Annotated in this window: 12 protein-coding genes and 1 pseudogene; 8 read left to right on the top strand and 5 right to left on the bottom strand. The window is 49.6% G+C overall.

What is annotated here, in order from left to right; all coding sequences use genetic code 11:
- The first annotated feature begins 213 nt into the window (after positions 1 to 213).
- Positions 214 to 888, top strand: a complete 675-nt coding sequence (locus D7Z26_RS02245; protein ID WP_120974408.1) for a response regulator transcription factor — start codon at positions 214 to 216, stop codon at positions 886 to 888.
- Positions 885 to 2105: a sensor histidine kinase gene (locus tag D7Z26_RS02250; RefSeq protein ID WP_233566564.1), complete on the top strand. Its 1221-nt coding sequence runs from the start codon at positions 885 to 887 to the stop codon at positions 2103 to 2105. The genes D7Z26_RS02245 and D7Z26_RS02250 overlap by 4 nt, the downstream gene beginning before the upstream one ends.
- Before the next feature lie 28 nt (positions 2106 to 2133).
- On the opposite strand, the gene D7Z26_RS02255 is transcribed toward D7Z26_RS02250, so the two are convergent.
- Positions 2134 to 2427 carry a helix-turn-helix transcriptional regulator gene (locus D7Z26_RS02255; protein WP_120974410.1) on the bottom strand — a complete coding sequence of 98 codons (294 nt, stop codon included), beginning with the start codon at positions 2425 to 2427 and terminating at the stop codon, positions 2134 to 2136.
- Positions 2428 to 2596: 169 nt separating this feature from the next.
- Here D7Z26_RS02255 and D7Z26_RS02260 point away from each other — a divergent pair, with 169 nt between their 5' ends.
- From D7Z26_RS02260 to D7Z26_RS02270, 3 genes are all read left to right on the top strand, one after another.
- Positions 2597 to 6463 carry a response regulator gene (locus D7Z26_RS02260; protein WP_120974412.1) on the top strand — a complete coding sequence of 1289 codons (3867 nt, stop codon included), beginning with the start codon at positions 2597 to 2599 and terminating at the stop codon, positions 6461 to 6463.
- A 96-nt stretch (positions 6464 to 6559) separates the two neighbouring features.
- On the top strand, positions 6560 to 7267 hold the full coding sequence (locus D7Z26_RS02265) for a response regulator transcription factor (RefSeq protein WP_120974414.1): 708 nt from the start codon (positions 6560 to 6562) through the stop codon (positions 7265 to 7267).
- 166 nt (positions 7268 to 7433) lie between these two features.
- Positions 7434 to 9287, top strand: coding sequence for a putative bifunctional diguanylate cyclase/phosphodiesterase (locus D7Z26_RS02270; protein ID WP_233566626.1), 1854 nt, complete (start codon positions 7434 to 7436; stop codon positions 9285 to 9287).
- Between the two features lie 535 nt (positions 9288 to 9822).
- Here the strand turns inward: D7Z26_RS02270 and D7Z26_RS27400 are convergent.
- The 3 genes and pseudogenes from D7Z26_RS27400 to hisC form a co-directional block, all read right to left on the bottom strand.
- Positions 9823 to 10350, bottom strand: a complete 528-nt coding sequence (locus D7Z26_RS27400; RefSeq protein WP_325050427.1) for a YfiT family bacillithiol transferase — start codon at positions 10348 to 10350, stop codon at positions 9823 to 9825.
- 42 nt (positions 10351 to 10392) lie between these two features.
- Positions 10393 to 10923, bottom strand: a pseudogene (locus D7Z26_RS27405) (GrpB family protein); the annotation flags it as partial.
- A gap of 27 nt (positions 10924 to 10950) precedes the next feature.
- On the bottom strand, positions 10951 to 12015 hold the full coding sequence (gene hisC / locus D7Z26_RS02280; protein ID WP_120974420.1) for a histidinol-phosphate transaminase: 1065 nt from the start codon (positions 12013 to 12015) through the stop codon (positions 10951 to 10953).
- Between the two features lie 145 nt (positions 12016 to 12160).
- On the opposite strand from hisC, the gene D7Z26_RS02285 reads away from it, so the two are divergent.
- Both D7Z26_RS02285 and D7Z26_RS02290 read left to right on the top strand, forming a co-directional pair.
- On the top strand, positions 12161 to 12916 hold the full coding sequence (locus D7Z26_RS02285) for a DUF2087 domain-containing protein (protein WP_120974421.1): 756 nt from the start codon (positions 12161 to 12163) through the stop codon (positions 12914 to 12916).
- A gap of 23 nt (positions 12917 to 12939) precedes the next feature.
- Positions 12940 to 13299: a GIY-YIG nuclease family protein gene (locus tag D7Z26_RS02290; protein WP_120974424.1), complete on the top strand. Its 360-nt coding sequence runs from the start codon at positions 12940 to 12942 to the stop codon at positions 13297 to 13299.
- Positions 13300 to 13381: 82 nt separating this feature from the next.
- Here D7Z26_RS02290 and D7Z26_RS02295 read toward each other — a convergent pair whose 3' ends face one another.
- Complete coding sequence (locus D7Z26_RS02295; RefSeq protein WP_120974426.1) at positions 13382 to 13771, bottom strand: RidA family protein; 390 nt, start codon at positions 13769 to 13771, stop codon at positions 13382 to 13384.
- A 139-nt stretch (positions 13772 to 13910) separates the two neighbouring features.
- Here D7Z26_RS02295 and D7Z26_RS02300 point away from each other — a divergent pair, with 139 nt between their 5' ends.
- A complete protein-coding gene (locus tag D7Z26_RS02300) occupies positions 13911 to 15467 on the top strand; it encodes an ABC-F family ATP-binding cassette domain-containing protein (RefSeq protein WP_120974428.1) in 1557 nt (518 codons plus the stop codon).
- The last annotated feature ends 51 nt before the right edge of the window (positions 15468 to 15518 follow it).

Here is a 15518-nt window from a genome sequence, read left to right on the forward strand (position 1 = left end):
TATGCGTCCCTCCGAGTTTGCGGCGATATCCACTTATTGTAACATGGACGACTTAGCAAGAATATGGAGTGCCGAACGTTGCGATTCGAAAGGGATAGTCGGATCGTTCATATTGAGTTCATATTCCCGATGCATCATGATAGAAGAAGATGAACTCTCACCAATAACAAAACAGAAGTTACAGGTATAACCGTGTACCGGGAGGTTAACACAATGACTAGAATTCTAATCGTGGACGACGATCCGCATATCCGTGAACTCATTCGCGTGTTCCTGACGCAAGAAGGTTTCGAGGTCGCCGAGGCGACTAACGGGGTTCACGCGCTCGAACAGCTTGCCTTGGCGTCCGCCGATCTCGTTATCTTGGACATTATGATGCCGCGCATGGACGGCTGGGAGCTGTGTCGCGAACTTCGGGAGCATTACGAGATGCCGCTTCTTATGCTCACTGCCAAGGGGGAGACGGCGCAGAAGGTAAAGGGATTCCAACTCGGCACGGACGACTATATGGTTAAGCCGTTCGAACCCGTCGAACTCGTCGCCCGGGTCAAGGCGCTTTTGAAGCGCTACCGGATCTCGATCTCGCAGAACGTTACGGTAGGCATCATTCAATTGAATCGGCAAACCTACTCCCTTCAAGCGGGAGATCAATCGCTTACGTTGCCGCTTAAGGAGTTCGAGCTGCTATTCAAGCTATCTAGCTACACGGGGAAGACTTTTTCCCGGGAACAGCTCATCGAGCAAATCTGGGGATTCGATTACGAAGGAGACGAACGCACGGTCGACGTGCATATCAAGCGACTTCGCGAGAGGTTTCCCGACGGTCAATACGGTTTCCGGATCACGACGATCCGCGGATTAGGTTATCGGTTGGAGGTTATCGAATGAAGCGCGGGGGGCATCACGGAGGCAACGAGAGAAAACACATGAGACACGAGAAACGGGAACATCGCGCTCACCGAAAACATCATCGAAGAAGATTCCGGTTCGAAGGAGACGACTGGTTAACTCCCGAGGAACGGGCGAAAATGCGCGAGCTAGGCAAGCAATTCAGACCGCCTTTAAAGTGGATCGTTTTCGGACTCGTCGGCATTCATTTGTTGATCGCGGCCACATGGGGGATCGCCTACTTATTGTTGAATCATATCGTCGACTGGTTCGACCCTTCGGTCGGACACCCGATATGGAAACAATTTTTAACGATCGAGGTGGGCTTGTTCCTCGTGTTCGCCTTTGGCACCTTCGCCCGAATTTTTATTAAGCCCGTTCGCAGGCAGATGGATTGGTTTTTCCACCTCATCAGCGCGATGAAAGAATTGTCAAAGGGTAATTTCGAAGTTACCTTGAAGACGAACCTGCGTTATATGGGGCAATTCGGTCCGCTCATCTCCAGCTTTAACGAGATGGCATCCGAACTGAACCAAATGGAGAAAATGCGCCAAGAGTTCATCTCTAACGTATCGCATGAATTTCAGTCCCCGCTCACCTCGATCTCCGGCTTCGCACGGGCACTGCAACGGGACGATCTGCCGACAGACACGCGACATCATTATTTGGATATTATCGAGATGGAAAGCAAGCGATTGTCCCGGTTGAGCGACAATCTGCTGAAGCTTACGTCGCTCGAGTCCAAGCATCATCCGTTCGAAGCGAAGCCATACAGGTTGGATCGACAGCTTCGACATATCATTTTATCGAGCGAGCCGCTGTGGCAAGAGAAAAACATCGAGATGGAAGTCGAATTGCCGGAGGTCACCGTCGTCGCCGACGAAGACTTGATGAGCCAAGTTTGGATTAACTTGCTTCATAACAGCATCAAGTTCACTCCGGAAGGCGGAACGATCGGCGTGCGCCTCACGGTCGGGCACAAGCAGGTGCACGCCGTGCTTTTTAATAGCGGTCCGGATATTTCGGACGAAGCGCTCCCCCACTTGTTCGAACGGTTCTTCAGAGAGGATAAATCCCGCGAACGCGAAGGCGGAGGAAGCGGGCTCGGTCTGTCGATCGTGAAGAAAATCATCGAGATGCACGGAGGGGAGATTGCCGCGAGCAACCGTCTTAAGGGCGGCGCGCAATTCGCCATATCCCTTCCGTATGATAATTAATGAGATTAACGAACAAGAAGCTTTCGGCTCATGCCGGAAGCTTCTGCAAAATATACCTTATGAAAAGCGCTTGAAGCTCGCGGAGCGTATGCGATCTCGTTTTCCCCAGCATGCAGTTCAAATAATTATTCAGTTCGCCCGAAGAGATATGCATAATTCTCGCGATTTCATTGTCCTCGAAGCCGAATAACATGAACAGCCTCAGCACTTCCCTCTCTCCCTCGTTAAACCCGTAACGTTCAGCGAAGCTTGCGTATAGAAGCTCCCTCCCGTCTTTACTTTCGAATTCCGGCATCAACCATTCCTTCCTGCTTTTTTGCATGATAATTTCTCCTCATCTTCCAATCCTAAGTTAGGTCTGTCGAATTTTGCCTTCTTTAGTTATGATAGAGTCAAAGTATTAGAAGATTTCATCCCCAATTATTTGTAATGTATGAATATCACTAATAAATCCCAATAATCTCGACTCAAGACGGGGGGAATCTCGCCTGATGTTCAGAACGCTGCGCTTTAAGCTCGTTATCGTGCTCTTATTCATTAATACTTGCTCCTTCGTCGTCATGAGCCTTATTAATTATGAAACTTCAAATAAGCAGATGAATCAGCAATTGATAAAACAAAGCTTGTCCAGCTTGAAGAATACGGCGGCGGGACTGGACGCGATGCTAGACCTTCGGAAGCGGGAAGCCGAACTCATCAGCCACTCGATCCCCGTACGCCTAAATACGAAAGAACAAATGCTCGAATATGTTCGCATGGAGGTTCCGCTCGCTAGACTGACGACACTTCATGTCGGTATCGCCGGTCTGAACGGAGATATGACGTTACTGGACGGAACCGATATGAATATCGGCTCCTTGCCTGCTTACCAATCGGCGCTCGGCGACCAATCCACGTATGCGGACATCATGCTCGATTCGGATAATCATCCCGTTCTGTGGCTGATGGTTCCGCTTAAAGACAATCGAAATAACATTCGTGGCACGCTCAACTTGGCCTTCGACTCCGTCGAATTGCTCGGCGAACAATTAACGATACATTCTTCCGATTATAAGGATAGCAGCATCCTACTGATCGACCGTCAAACCAATCTATTAAACTATAAGGATTCATCCTTGATTCTAAAACGTAATTATTTGCGCGACGAACCCAATTTAAGCGAGTTCGTAAAGCAAATGCACCTAACCGAAGAAGGCAGTGGAGAGGCGGAAGTATTCGGACGCGTCGTCAAACTGTTCTATGTCCATATGCCCTTAACGGATTGGTACGTCGTATCTTCCGTCGCCAAGAACGAATTTCAAGCCCCTCTCCTGCAATCGATAAAATTAAACGGCGGACTGATCGCGCTTACCGAGATATTGGTCGGCGCGTTCCTCTACTTCATTACCCAAAGGGCCATTTTAGACCGATTGAAGCAAATATTGGCGGTAACTAAGAACGTAGCGTCCGGCAATTTCTATCCAAGTCCTATTCGTATTCAGAGCAACGATGAATTAGGAACGCTCGCAAAATCGGTCAATAGCATGATTAATAATTTGCAAGAGCTATTCGAGCCGTTTAATACGTTTATCCGTCATAATCAATACGCGATGATCGTCACCGATTCTCGTTTCTATATTACTTCTTTTAATAAGCGAGCCGTCGAGCTGCTTGGCTACGAGGAAGAAGATGTTATCGGACAAAAAGCGCTCTTGCTCTGGCACGATCAGGTTCAATTGAAGGAACGCGCCAAATATTACTCCGACAAACTGAAGCGTTCGATCGTTCCGGACGAGACCGTCTTGTTTATCCCTCCCCATGATGGGTTCTTACCCGACTGGGAATGGAAATGGATCACCCGGGAAGATATTCCTTTGCTCGTGTCGATCAATACAAGTATTATGCGCAATCCGGACGGCACACCCAAAGGATACGTCCTTATCGCCAGAGACATTAGCATGATCAAGAAAGCGGTCGAATCCAACGCGCGTCTCTTGGAGATAACGGAGAGCGCGCACGACATGATCGCTTCCTTCGATCTCCGAAGCCGAATCTTTTATTTGAATCGTGCCGGGCATGCTTTCCTCGGCATCGATACCCTCGACGAGAATACCAATCGCTTCAGTCAATACATGTCGATTCCGGCGACGGTTCGTTTCGCCGACGGATTAACGGAAGCCCGGGAACGGGGCTTCTGGCAGAACGAGACGGAGATCATCGGCAAGAACGGCGTTACGCGCATGGTATCGATTACGGTAGTTGCCCACATGACCCATGAAGGCGGGGAAGTCTTCTTCTCGACGATCGTTCGGGATATATCGGATCAGAAGGAAGCGCAGCGCCAGCTTATCTTGGCCAAAGACGAAGCGGAAGAAGCGAATCGGGCGAAAGGCTCCTTCCTAGCCAGGATGAGTCACGAAATCCGTACCCCGCTTAATGGAATCATCGGGTTGGCCTACTTGCTTCAGCGTTCGAATTTGTCGGAGATTCAAGCTTCTTATTTGCGTCAGATTTCCGATTCGTCTCAGAACCTTCTAGGAATTCTGAATGCCGTTCTGGACTACTCGAAGCTGGAAGCAGACAAGCTGACGATCGAACAAGTTCCTTTCCGTCTTGAAGATGCTATGCAACGACTTAGCGGTATTTTCTCCGTATTGTTGGGGCCAAAGCCCGTGGACTTCATCCTCCACTCGGACAACGATATTCCGGAATGGCTAATCGGCGATTCGACTCGACTTGAGCAAGTGTTGCTTAATCTTGGAAGCAACGCGATCAAGTTCACGAATTTCGGTAAAATCGAATTGACGATCCGTTTGCTGGAATTAAAGGACGGGATCGCGCGTTTAAGTTTTTGCGTAAAAGATACGGGCATTGGAATGACCGAAGCGCAGCGCGAACAACTGTTCATGCCGTTTGTTCAAGCGGACGAGAAAACGAGCCGTAAATACGGCGGAACGGGGCTCGGTCTAGTCATCTCGGGAACGTTGGTCGAGCGCATGGGCGGTTGGATCTACGTCGATAGCGAATATCAAGCGGGGAGTTCGTTCCGCTTCGAACTCGCGTTCGAGGTTGACTCGAATCCTCTGGATAAATCGATGCTGAAGCGACCGTTAGAACTCAGCGTCGTCGTGTTGGAAGACGAACCTACGGTCGCCGACCATTGGAAGTCCCTTCTCTCTTCGTTCGGCTGCGAAGTCGTTGCGGTCAACGCATGGAAGCAAGCTGACCTATTGCTAAAGGAACGCACCTGGGACGTCATGCTGATCGATATGGAAGCAGCGGATATGCACGGAGAAGAAACGTGGGTACAATGGAAAACCGCATTGGACAAACAGGGAGTGAAGATCGTTTCTTCAACGACGTTGTTAGGACGAGATGCTCTTCTGCAACTTCCCGACGAGCTGAAACCGGCGGCGGTGCTCGTAAAGCCTTCCTCCTCCCTTCAAGTAAGACAGACATTGCAGATCATTCGCGAAGCCTCGTCGGACTATCGGATCGACAACGTCAACATCGGATCCAATACAATCGAGTCGATCTATACTCCGCATGATCTTCAGGTTGCCAACTTGCAGGTCGCGGTTGCCGGGAAACCCTTTCGCGACTTGAACTCGCTACCGCTTAGAATCATCGCAGTAGACGATCAGATCATTAATCGTTTAGTCGTGAAGCAACTCATCGAGCAACAAGGAATCGAAGTCGAATTAATGGAAAGCGGCGCGGAGGCCTTGCAAGCGTTAGAAAATAAAACCGCGGATTTGGTTCTGATGGATCTCCATATGCCCGAGATGGACGGAATCGAAGCAACGGTTCATCTGCGCAAGCGTTATAGTCCCGAGGAGCTTCCGATTATCGCATTAACGGCGGACGTCACGAAGGAACAGCACGAGAGATGCATTGGCGCGGGTATGAACGATGTTATTACGAAACCGATCGAGCCCGAGAGTTTATATTCGATGATCGTAAAATGGTTGCCTGGCATTGCTACCGAACATAAAGCGCTCGTGTCGTCCCCGCCTGATCTAGAAGCTTGGCCTGAATTGCCCGGACTTGATAGCGTCTCCGCATTGCGTAGATTGGACGGGAAACGTCAACTTTATTTGCGCTTGCTCGATAAATTTCGCCTGCAGCACGTGGATACGAAACAACGATTGGAACAACTCCTGACGTCAGGCGACCTCTCAAGCGCCATTCGACTCGTTCATTCGTTAAGCGGCTCGGCGGGACACTTAGGCGCGGAAGGCGTTCAATCGGCAGCTTCGGAATTGCAGACGGCTCTCCAATCGAATGAAAAATGGACGGATTACCAACTGCGCTTGAACGTTTTACTGGACGAGTTGTTTTGTTCCATTGATGTTTTATTGGAACAAAAAAGGAATTAGACTTACCAGTATTCGACATTATATAATAGAGTAGATTCTACATTTGTTAGCAAAGTATGAGCATACCTAACAAACTCTTAAAAGGTGTGATGAAGGATGACGAGAGTTCTTGTTATTGAAGATGATCCAATCATCGGAGAAATGCTCACGCTCTATCTTACCGAAGAACATTTCGAAGTACAGCGAGTGGAATCCGCCCGCGAGGGCAAATTCGCGCTAGGAACGTTCGATCCGGATATACTGTTGTTGGACTTGATGCTGCCGGATGCGAGCGGCACCGAATTGTGCGGCGAATTCCGTCAATTGACCGCGATTCCGATCATCGTTATCTCCATGAAGCCGTCTGTCACGGTCCGCATACAAGCGATTAGTTCCGGTGCGGACGACTTCCTCGTGAAGCCCTTTAGCATGCAAGAGCTTAAAGTTCGCATGGATGCCGTTCTGCGCAGGTCAACACCCGCCAAACCGGTTGCGTTGCCTTACGCGGGTCAGACGACTTCCGACGTTATGGGACAACAACAAGGATTATCGTTGGATCTGGAAAGAAGAACGATCGTGCTAGATGGAGAGCATATCGAGACGACTTTCTCCGAATACGAAATCATGAAGCTTTTCTATCAACATCCTAATCGCGTTTTCAGCCGCGAGGAATTGATTAATGCCGTTCGCGGCATCGACTCCTTCATCAACGATAGGGCGATCGACGTACACGTAACGAACTTGCGGCGCAAGCTGGAGAAAAACCCGAAAGAACCCCAATTCATCAAAACCGTATGGGGCGTCGGCTATAAGTTTATTAACTAACCGTACATACCGCAGAAGGCTCTCGGGGACGAGAGCCTTCGTCATGTCATCTAACCCTATTCGGTCACTCGCTCCGATACATTAACATTTCCCCCGTAACTTTCCAAATGATTAGGATGCATAATGGTATAGGTGTCAGTTGATTGGAGGGATTACCTTGTACGGAATGGAGATCATTCTTCAACTCGTTCAGAATATGGCAGTCGTAATTGTATTTTTCCTAATCGGAAACCGTCTGTACCCTTCGACGATTCATTGGAATTATTATTGGAGAAAGACGGTCATCGGAATATTGTTCGGCGTAGCCGGAGTCATCTCGATGCTCGTTCCGTCTTACGTGGGAGCAGGCACTAACGTTAGCTTGAATAACATCGTTATGGCTTTATCTGCCTGGATCGGAGGTCCTCTTTCCGCGATCGTTACGGCATTCTTTATCGTTGCTAATAGCGTCTATGCTGGTGGAATCGGTATGTTGTCCGGCGTTCTGGCCACTTTAACGGCCGCAGTCATCGGCGTAATATTCTACTATTACAGGCATGCGGATCGCAGGCATTCTTTACAGATCGTCTATCCCCTCGTAATCGGCATTCTCGTCGCGTTCGATAATCTTGCTTGGGCTTTGATGATTCCGGATGGGCAGCGAATCGAAGGCGTCCGATATTACTCCTTAAGCCTATTCATCATGTTCCCGCTCGCCTCTATCCTCTTTCACTACTTTATGAATGTCGAATGGACGAGGCAAAGAGAACTTGTCATCGACGATATGACCGGATTGCCCCACTCTGGGCTATTCCGATCCCAAGTGCAGAAAAAGATCCACGAAAAAACGCCTTTTTACTTAACGTTATTAAATATCGATGGACTCAAAACGATTATTACGATGAACAGCACGCGCGTAAGGAACGACCTGTTGAAACAAATCAGCCAAAGGTTGTCGAATTGGCTGCCTCCGGCAAGTTCCGCATGCCGACTGGAAGGCGAGCAATTCCTTATCTGCGTTGCCGATCCCGCCGGCAAGAAATTGCCTTTGATCGGGCCTAACTATTGGCAAGAGCTGCAGGCACTGCTATCGGAGCCTTACATAATCGATCACAAGCTATGCCACGTAACGATCAGTACCGGAATCACGACTTACAAAGGGGAAGCCTTAACCTGGGATCAGATTCTCCCTCGAGCCTATACGGCGCTACAGCATGCGCGGGAGAGCGGCGTCAACGAAACCGTACAATACCACGAAAAGCTGTCCGAGCACATTCGCCAGCGTACGCTCATCGAAGTGTATTTGCGAACCGCCTTACAGGAAAATCAACTCTTATTGCACTACCAACCCCAATACGAGCTGCATACCGGTGCATTAAGAGGATTCGAAGCGTTACTGCGTTGGAATCATCCGGAGCTAGGCTCGGTATCTCCAAGCGATTTTATCCCCGTCGCGGAAGAAACCCGGCTAATCGTCCCGATCGGAGAATGGGTACTCAGGCAAGCGTGCGAGATGATGAAACGCATTGTACCCGGTTCATCATCGCTCGTCCTGTCGGTGAACATCTCGGGCGTGCAACTTCTAAATCATCAATTCCCGGCGCTAGTGAGCGAGATCTTGAAGGAAACGGGTGTTCATCCGAATCGACTGGAACTGGAGTTAACGGAAAGTACGCTGATGAACTCGCTCGAGATCGCCGAAAAGCAGCTCAAGAAGCTGCAAAATTTGGGGGTTCGATTGGCGCTCGACGATTTCGGCACCGGTTATTCTTCGATGAACTACTTGCGCAAGCTTCCCTTCCATCTCATTAAGATCGACAAAAGCTTCATTCAAGATATCGGCAACTCCACGGAACGTGAGGTTGCAGGATCGATGATTCAATTTTGTAAGCAGCTTCAATTCGGCATCGTAGCCGAAGGCCTGGAAACTTACGAACAGCTCGTTTACTTGAAAAAATACAATTGCGATTACGCCCAAGGGTACTTGTTTAGCAAACCTCTGCCCGAAGAACAATTGCTGCCTCTTATCGAGGCCGTCTAAATTCTCGTTAGAATCGCGGAACAGCTTACCTTGAAGCAACTAAAGCAACTTAGTCTTGCCGCGTCCGTTCACGTTTACTTACATCGTCCTAACGCCTTAGTCGAGATATTATTTTACTTCCTATAAATTGAGGCAAAAAAACCTCCTCGAATGATTCCGAAGAGGTTTCTGCCAGACTACTACTTGCTTGGCATTTGCTCATTTCGACGAAATAAGGTTCTGCCAGACCACTAACTCCCTCGTATTTGCTTGTTTCAACGAAATAAGGTTCTGCCAGACCACTAACTAACTCGTATTTGCTTGTTTCGACGAAATAAGGTTCTGCCAGACCACTAACTGCCTCGTATTTGCTTGTTTCGACGAAATAAGGTTCTGCCAGACCACTAACTAACTCGTATTTGCTTGTTTCGACGAAATAAGGTTCTGCCAGACCACACGCTGTCTCCCATTAAAAGCGTTATAGTGCCTCTTGAACGCTCACATGGGCTTTAAGGTGTTTATAACAAAATAACTCCCTAAATGGCCCTAACGAAGTCTACCAACCCATCCGTTCTCGCAACGAAGTAATATGCGCAACGTGATGGCGTCCGTGCCAAGCGTACAAACCTAGCGTTTCGTCGAGTCGGGAAATTCGCTGCGATGACGGATGGAAAAACGTCTTCGCATAATCGGTCTCGGTCATCGCCCTTAAGAAGTATGCCCAACGCGCATGCAGCCCCGAAATCAAAGACGTCGATAATTGTACTGGTGCATCGGACGCATCCGGCAATATCGCCCAGCGCTCTTCGTAATACGGTTTGATCGCGGGTTGCTCCTCCGTCAAGGCCAGCTTAAATCGCGCGAAACTGTTCAGATGGCTATCCCCGATATGATGGACGACTTGCCTGACGGTCCATCCATCCGGACGATAGGGCGTGTCTAATTGCTCGTCCGAGAGATCTGCTAGCGCTTTCAGAAGCATCGTAGGCAGGCTCTCGATCTCATCGATCCAGCGCTCGCGTTGTTCCGACGTAATAGGACCTTCGTGCTTGAATCTGCCGATCGGATATTTCAAGTCCGGAATCATGTCTCGGGTCACCTTCACTTTCAGCTCGTGTAGTATTTTTTCAATAAAATCCGCTTTCGCGTTCGTATAGGCTTCGCGATCGTGACGATAAAGTTCGGCCAGCTCCACTTTCAGCTGGCCGTAGGCCATCGCCCACTCTCTCCGGTCCAACAAGGCATCGCGGAAAACGAGCTGCTCCTCGTAACGGTGCTCGCCAAGCAAATAAAGATGCAGATGCGCTACACTTCGGTCGTCTATCGCTTGTACGAAGAACCTTCGAAATGGCCGCAAGTCCAATTCGGGAGGCACGTAGTTCCAATTATCGAGAGCTAACGCCTCCGCGATCATCTTCAGCGTATCGTAAGACGGCACTTGGGCCATCATGTCGAGGATCGGCTTGGCCGGCAGCCCCGGAATTGCCGTACTTCCGATATGCTCGACGTGCATGACTCCGTAAGGCTTCAATATCTCTTCCAACCTGGCGGAGAGCTTTTCGCCTGCTGACAACCACCTCGGATTCGCATCCGCGAGCCTCACTTCTTCCGTTGCCCATTTGGGCCAATCCCTTGTCGAATCGGACATCCGCGCCATCTCCTTTATCGGATCATGGTTATGCCATCATGCGTTGTCTACGATGTCGCGCAATACTTCGAGGAATTGACGCATTTCATCATCGGTGCCGATGCTCACGCGAAGATACTGGTCGATCCTCGGTTTATTGAAATATCGGACAAGGATGCCTTTGCCTTTCAGTGAAAGGAACAATTCCTCCGCCGATCTCTCCGGATGCGTGGTAAAGATAAAGTTCGCCTCCGACTCGATCGTGCGGAAACCAAGCTCGTTTAATGCCTCCACGGTTCGGGTCCTTGTTGCGACGACTTTCCGATTCGTTTCCTCGAAGTACTTCCGATCCTTGATTGCAGCGACCGCTCCGGCTAGAGCCAATCGATCCAGCGTATAGGAATTGAAGGAATTCTTGATTCGGTTCAACCCTTCTATGAGATCGGGATGACCTACGGCCATACCGACGCGCAATCCTGCCAACGAACGCGACTTGGATAACGTCTGAACGACGAGCAGATTCGGATATTCCGCGACGAACGGAACGGCAGACTGTCCGCCGAAGTCGATATAAGCCTCGTCTACGATAACGACTTGATCTTTATTCGCTTCCAAAATGACCTTTAGCTGATCAACGAGCATATACCTTGCCGTCGGAGCGTTCGGGTTCGGAAGCACGATTCCCCCGTTGGGAACGCAATAGTCGCTCGCTTGAATTCGGAATCGCTCGTCCGTCGGCACCGTCTCGTATTTAAGCCCATATAGGTTTGCGTATACCGGATAGAACGTATAAGTGACGTCGGGGAACAATATCCGTTTATCCGCGGAGTAAAACGCCGGAAAAGCGAACGCGAGAATCTCGTCCGAGCCGTTGCCGACGAAGATACGATCCTTCGGGTAACCGAAATAATCGGCTAGCGTTTCAACCAGTTCATCGCAAGTCGGATCCGGATAAAGACGCAGATCCTCGTTCGCCGCGGCTTGAATAGCTTCGATCACCTTCGGAGAAGGCGGATATGGATTCTCGTTCGTATTCAGTTTTATGTAACTTCTGTCTTTCGGTTGCTCTCCAGGCACGTAAGGCACTAAAGAAGCCGTTAACTTGCTCCAATATTTACTCAATGTTCATCCTCCTCGCTACTCTTAATTATACAATCCGATCGCTTTGGGGTCTATAACGCTTGGAACCTCCTTCAAGTTGACCACTTACAAACGATCATGTATATTGTCTATATAAAATAGAACATTATAGGGAAGTGTTTGTTCGATGAGTATTTCCGATCTTTTCTGGAATGCGTCCGCCGAGCAACTGAAGCGCGGATACGTCCGGGATCAAGATTTATATGTTTGCTTGTTATGCGGCAAGACGACGGAACAAGGCGTCGTGTATCCTCATGGTGACGCTTTTTACGACGCCGAACGATCGTTGCGCCATCATATCGAGCAAATTCACGGCTCGGTGTTCGAATTTCTAGTCGGCTTGGATAAGAAGCTGACAGGCTTGACCGAGCATCAGAATAGCCTCCTTCGCCTCTTCTTTCAAGGCAAGAGCGACGCGGAAGTTCAGAAGGAGCTTTCGATCGGAAGCGCGTCTACGATACGCAACCATCGATTCGTACTGAAGGAAAAAGAACGGCAGTCGAAGGTATTTCTAACGTTAATGGAGCTTCTTAAGGATAAGGACAAGCATGCGCCCGCGATCGTCCCCGTTCATGCGACCGCGCGAATGGTCGACGAACGATACAATTACACGATCGAAGAAGCCGAACAGGCTTTGGAGAAATATTTTCCCGAAGGCACGGAAGGTCCGCTTCTGAAGTTCGACATTCAGGAGAAGCACAGGCTCATCGTGCTGCGAGAGATTGCCAAGCGCTTCAAGAAAGACCAGAACTACACCGAGAAGGAAGTTAACCGTATCATCAAGACGGCTTACGAAGACTATGCGGTAATTAGACGTTATTTGATCGAATACGGGTTCATGGACAGAGAGCCTGACGGCAGCCGGTATTGGCTGAAAGACTAGAATCAAGGATTGGAGCGGATATTATGAAAAGCAAGGAAGAACGCGCTCGGTTAGTGGAACAATTCAAGGAAATTCCGATAGAGGCCGCCGTCTACCAGATCAGAAACAAGATCAATGGCAAATTGCTCGTCGACAGCACGCGGAATCTCAAGACGATCAACGGACGCATGATCTCCCTGAACGGAGGCACGGAAACAAACAAGGAACTCCAAAAGGAATGGAACGAGTACGGTCCGGACGCCTTCGCCATCGAGGTGTTGGAGAAACTTAAACCGAACGACAATCCGTTCGTCAAGATAAAAGATGAGCTGAATAAGCTGGAGCAACAATGGATCGAGAAGCTCCAACCCTTCGGAGAAAAAGGCTATCATTCGTCCAAATAGGAATTTTGCGCGAACATGCCTCCAAATACGACAAAAGGGCTATCCCGACAGGTCATAACGGACCTGGGGATAGCCCCGTTTTCTATGATTGCGTAATCGCTTGAACCTCGATTTCTACGAGCAATTCCGGATCTATAAGTGCCTTCACCTCTACCATTGTTGCCACGGGACGGATATCCGCGAAACGTTCACCATGCGCTTTTCCGATTTTCTCCCAATCCGCCATATTCGTTACGAACATTCGCGTCCGAACGACGTCCTCCATGACGGCACCAAGCTGTGTCAGCGCGTCGTGGATAATGTCGAGAATGTATTTGGTTTGTCCGTATGCATCGCCTTTGGAGACGACTTCTCCGTCTTTCATCGCGGTCGTTCCCGCCACTTCGACGATATTGCCCACGCGAATCGCTCGGCTATACCCGACGATCGGTTCCCACGGTGACCCGGTAGATACTTTCTGCCTTGGTTCCATACCTGCTCAACTCCCTCGACTTTTCGTGCGTTCGGCATTGAGGATTACCAAAACCGTTGAGTTTTGTGCCTCTTGCGCATTATAATGAAATTTGGTGTATGTAGCAAACCTCGATTCCTACAGAAAAAGGTGTCCATAAATGAGTATTCTTACCGTTAAAAACTTAACCCACGGCTTCGGTGACCGCGCGATCTTTAATGATGTATCCTTCCGCTTGCTTAAAGGCGAGCACGTTGGTTTGATCGGCGCGAACGGCGAAGGCAAATCGACTTTCATGAACATTATTACGGGCAGTCTGGAGCCGGATGCCGGCAAAGTCGAATGGGCGAGGAAAGTCCGAGTCGGTTATCTGGATCAGCATTCCGTGCTTCAGAAAGGCATGACCATCCGCGACGTCCTTCGCGGAGCGTTCCGTTATCTCATGGATCTCGAGACGGAAATGAACGAAATGTACGATAAAATGGGTTCGGCGACACCCGAGGAACTCGAACAGCTGTTAGAGGAAGTCGGTACGATCCAAGACGTGCTCACGAACAACGATTTTTATTTGATCGATGCCAAGGTCGAAGAAATCGCCCGCGGTCTCGGACTCGGAGATATCGGACTCGACCGCGACGTCCACGACTTAAGCGGCGGACAACGTACCAAAGTCCTGCTAGCGAAGCTGCTTCTCGAGAAACCCGACATTCTGCTCCTCGATGAGCCGACCAACTACTTGGACGAACAACATATCGAATGGCTGAAGCGGTATTTGCAAGAGTACGAGAATGCATTCATCCTCGTCTCCCATGACATTCCGTTCCTGAATAGCGTCATTAACTTGATCTACCATATGGGCAATCAAGAGCTCAATCGTTACGTCGGCGATTACGATAACTTCTTGTTGCTGCACGAAGCGAAGAAGCAGCAGCTGGAATCCGCGTTTAAGCGCCAGCAGCAAGAGATCGACGACCTTAAAGATTTCGTGGCGCGCAACAAAGCCCGCGTCTCGACTCGAAATATGGCGATGAGCCGCCAGAAGAAACTCGATAACATGGATATTATCGAGCTCGCCAGGGAGAAGCCGAAGCCGGAATTCCGTTTCAAGGAAGCCCGCACGTCCGGTCGTTTGATCTTTGAAGCGAAGGATCTCGTGATCGGTTACGATGAGCCGTTATGCCGGAATATCGACCTGCTCATGGAACGCGGACAGAAGATCGCGATCGTCGGGGCGAACGGCATCGGAAAGACGACGTTGCTCCGGAGCTTACTGGGAGAGATTCCTCCCCTGTCCGGTTCGGTAAAGCAAGGCGATAATATGTTCATCGGTTATTTCGAGCAAGAGATCAAAGGCGCGGCCGACGAGACTTGCATCGAAGCGGTGTGGAAGAACTTCCCTTCCATGACGCAATTCGAAGTGCGCGCGGCGCTGGCCAAATGCGGATTAACGACTAAGCATATCGAGAGCAAGATCTCGGTTCTAAGCGGAGGCGAGAAAGCGAAAGTCCGTTTATGCAACCTAATCAACAAGGAAACGAACCTCCTTGTACTCGATGAGCCGACGAACCATTTGGACGTGGACGCCAAAGAAGAACTGAAACGTGCGCTTAAAGACTACAAGGGCAGTATCCTGCTCATCAGCCATGAACCGGAATTTTATCGCGACGTAGCGACGGACATCTGGAATTGCGAATCCTGGACGACAAAAGTATTCTAAGACGATGACCACGATATGAAGTAAAGGCCTGCCTCCTCGCCGATATCGGCG

The organism is Cohnella endophytica, from assembly GCF_003628305.1.
GTDB classification, from domain to species: domain Bacteria; phylum Bacillota; class Bacilli; order Paenibacillales; family Paenibacillaceae; genus Cohnella; species Cohnella endophytica.

Coding starts and splice junctions, on each gene's coding strand:
- D7Z26_RS02260 (WP_120974412.1), top strand. CDS start 2,597: ATGTTCAGAACGCTGCGCTTTAAGCTCGTTATCGTGCTCTTATTCATT.
- D7Z26_RS02290 (WP_120974424.1), top strand. CDS start 12,940: ATGAAAAGCAAGGAAGAACGCGCTCGGTTAGTGGAACAATTCAAGGAA.
- D7Z26_RS02295 (WP_120974426.1), bottom strand. CDS start 13,771: ATGGAACCAAGGCAGAAAGTATCTACCGGGTCACCGTGGGAACCGATC.
- D7Z26_RS02245 (WP_120974408.1), top strand. CDS start 214: ATGACTAGAATTCTAATCGTGGACGACGATCCGCATATCCGTGAACTC.
- D7Z26_RS02270 (WP_233566626.1), top strand. CDS start 7,434: ATGGAGATCATTCTTCAACTCGTTCAGAATATGGCAGTCGTAATTGTA.
- D7Z26_RS02250 (WP_233566564.1), top strand. CDS start 885: ATGAAGCGCGGGGGGCATCACGGAGGCAACGAGAGAAAACACATGAGA.
- D7Z26_RS02265 (WP_120974414.1), top strand. CDS start 6,560: ATGACGAGAGTTCTTGTTATTGAAGATGATCCAATCATCGGAGAAATG.
- D7Z26_RS02255 (WP_120974410.1), bottom strand. CDS start 2,427: ATGCAAAAAAGCAGGAAGGAATGGTTGATGCCGGAATTCGAAAGTAAA.
- D7Z26_RS02300 (WP_120974428.1), top strand. CDS start 13,911: ATGAGTATTCTTACCGTTAAAAACTTAACCCACGGCTTCGGTGACCGC.
- D7Z26_RS02285 (WP_120974421.1), top strand. CDS start 12,161: ATGAGTATTTCCGATCTTTTCTGGAATGCGTCCGCCGAGCAACTGAAG.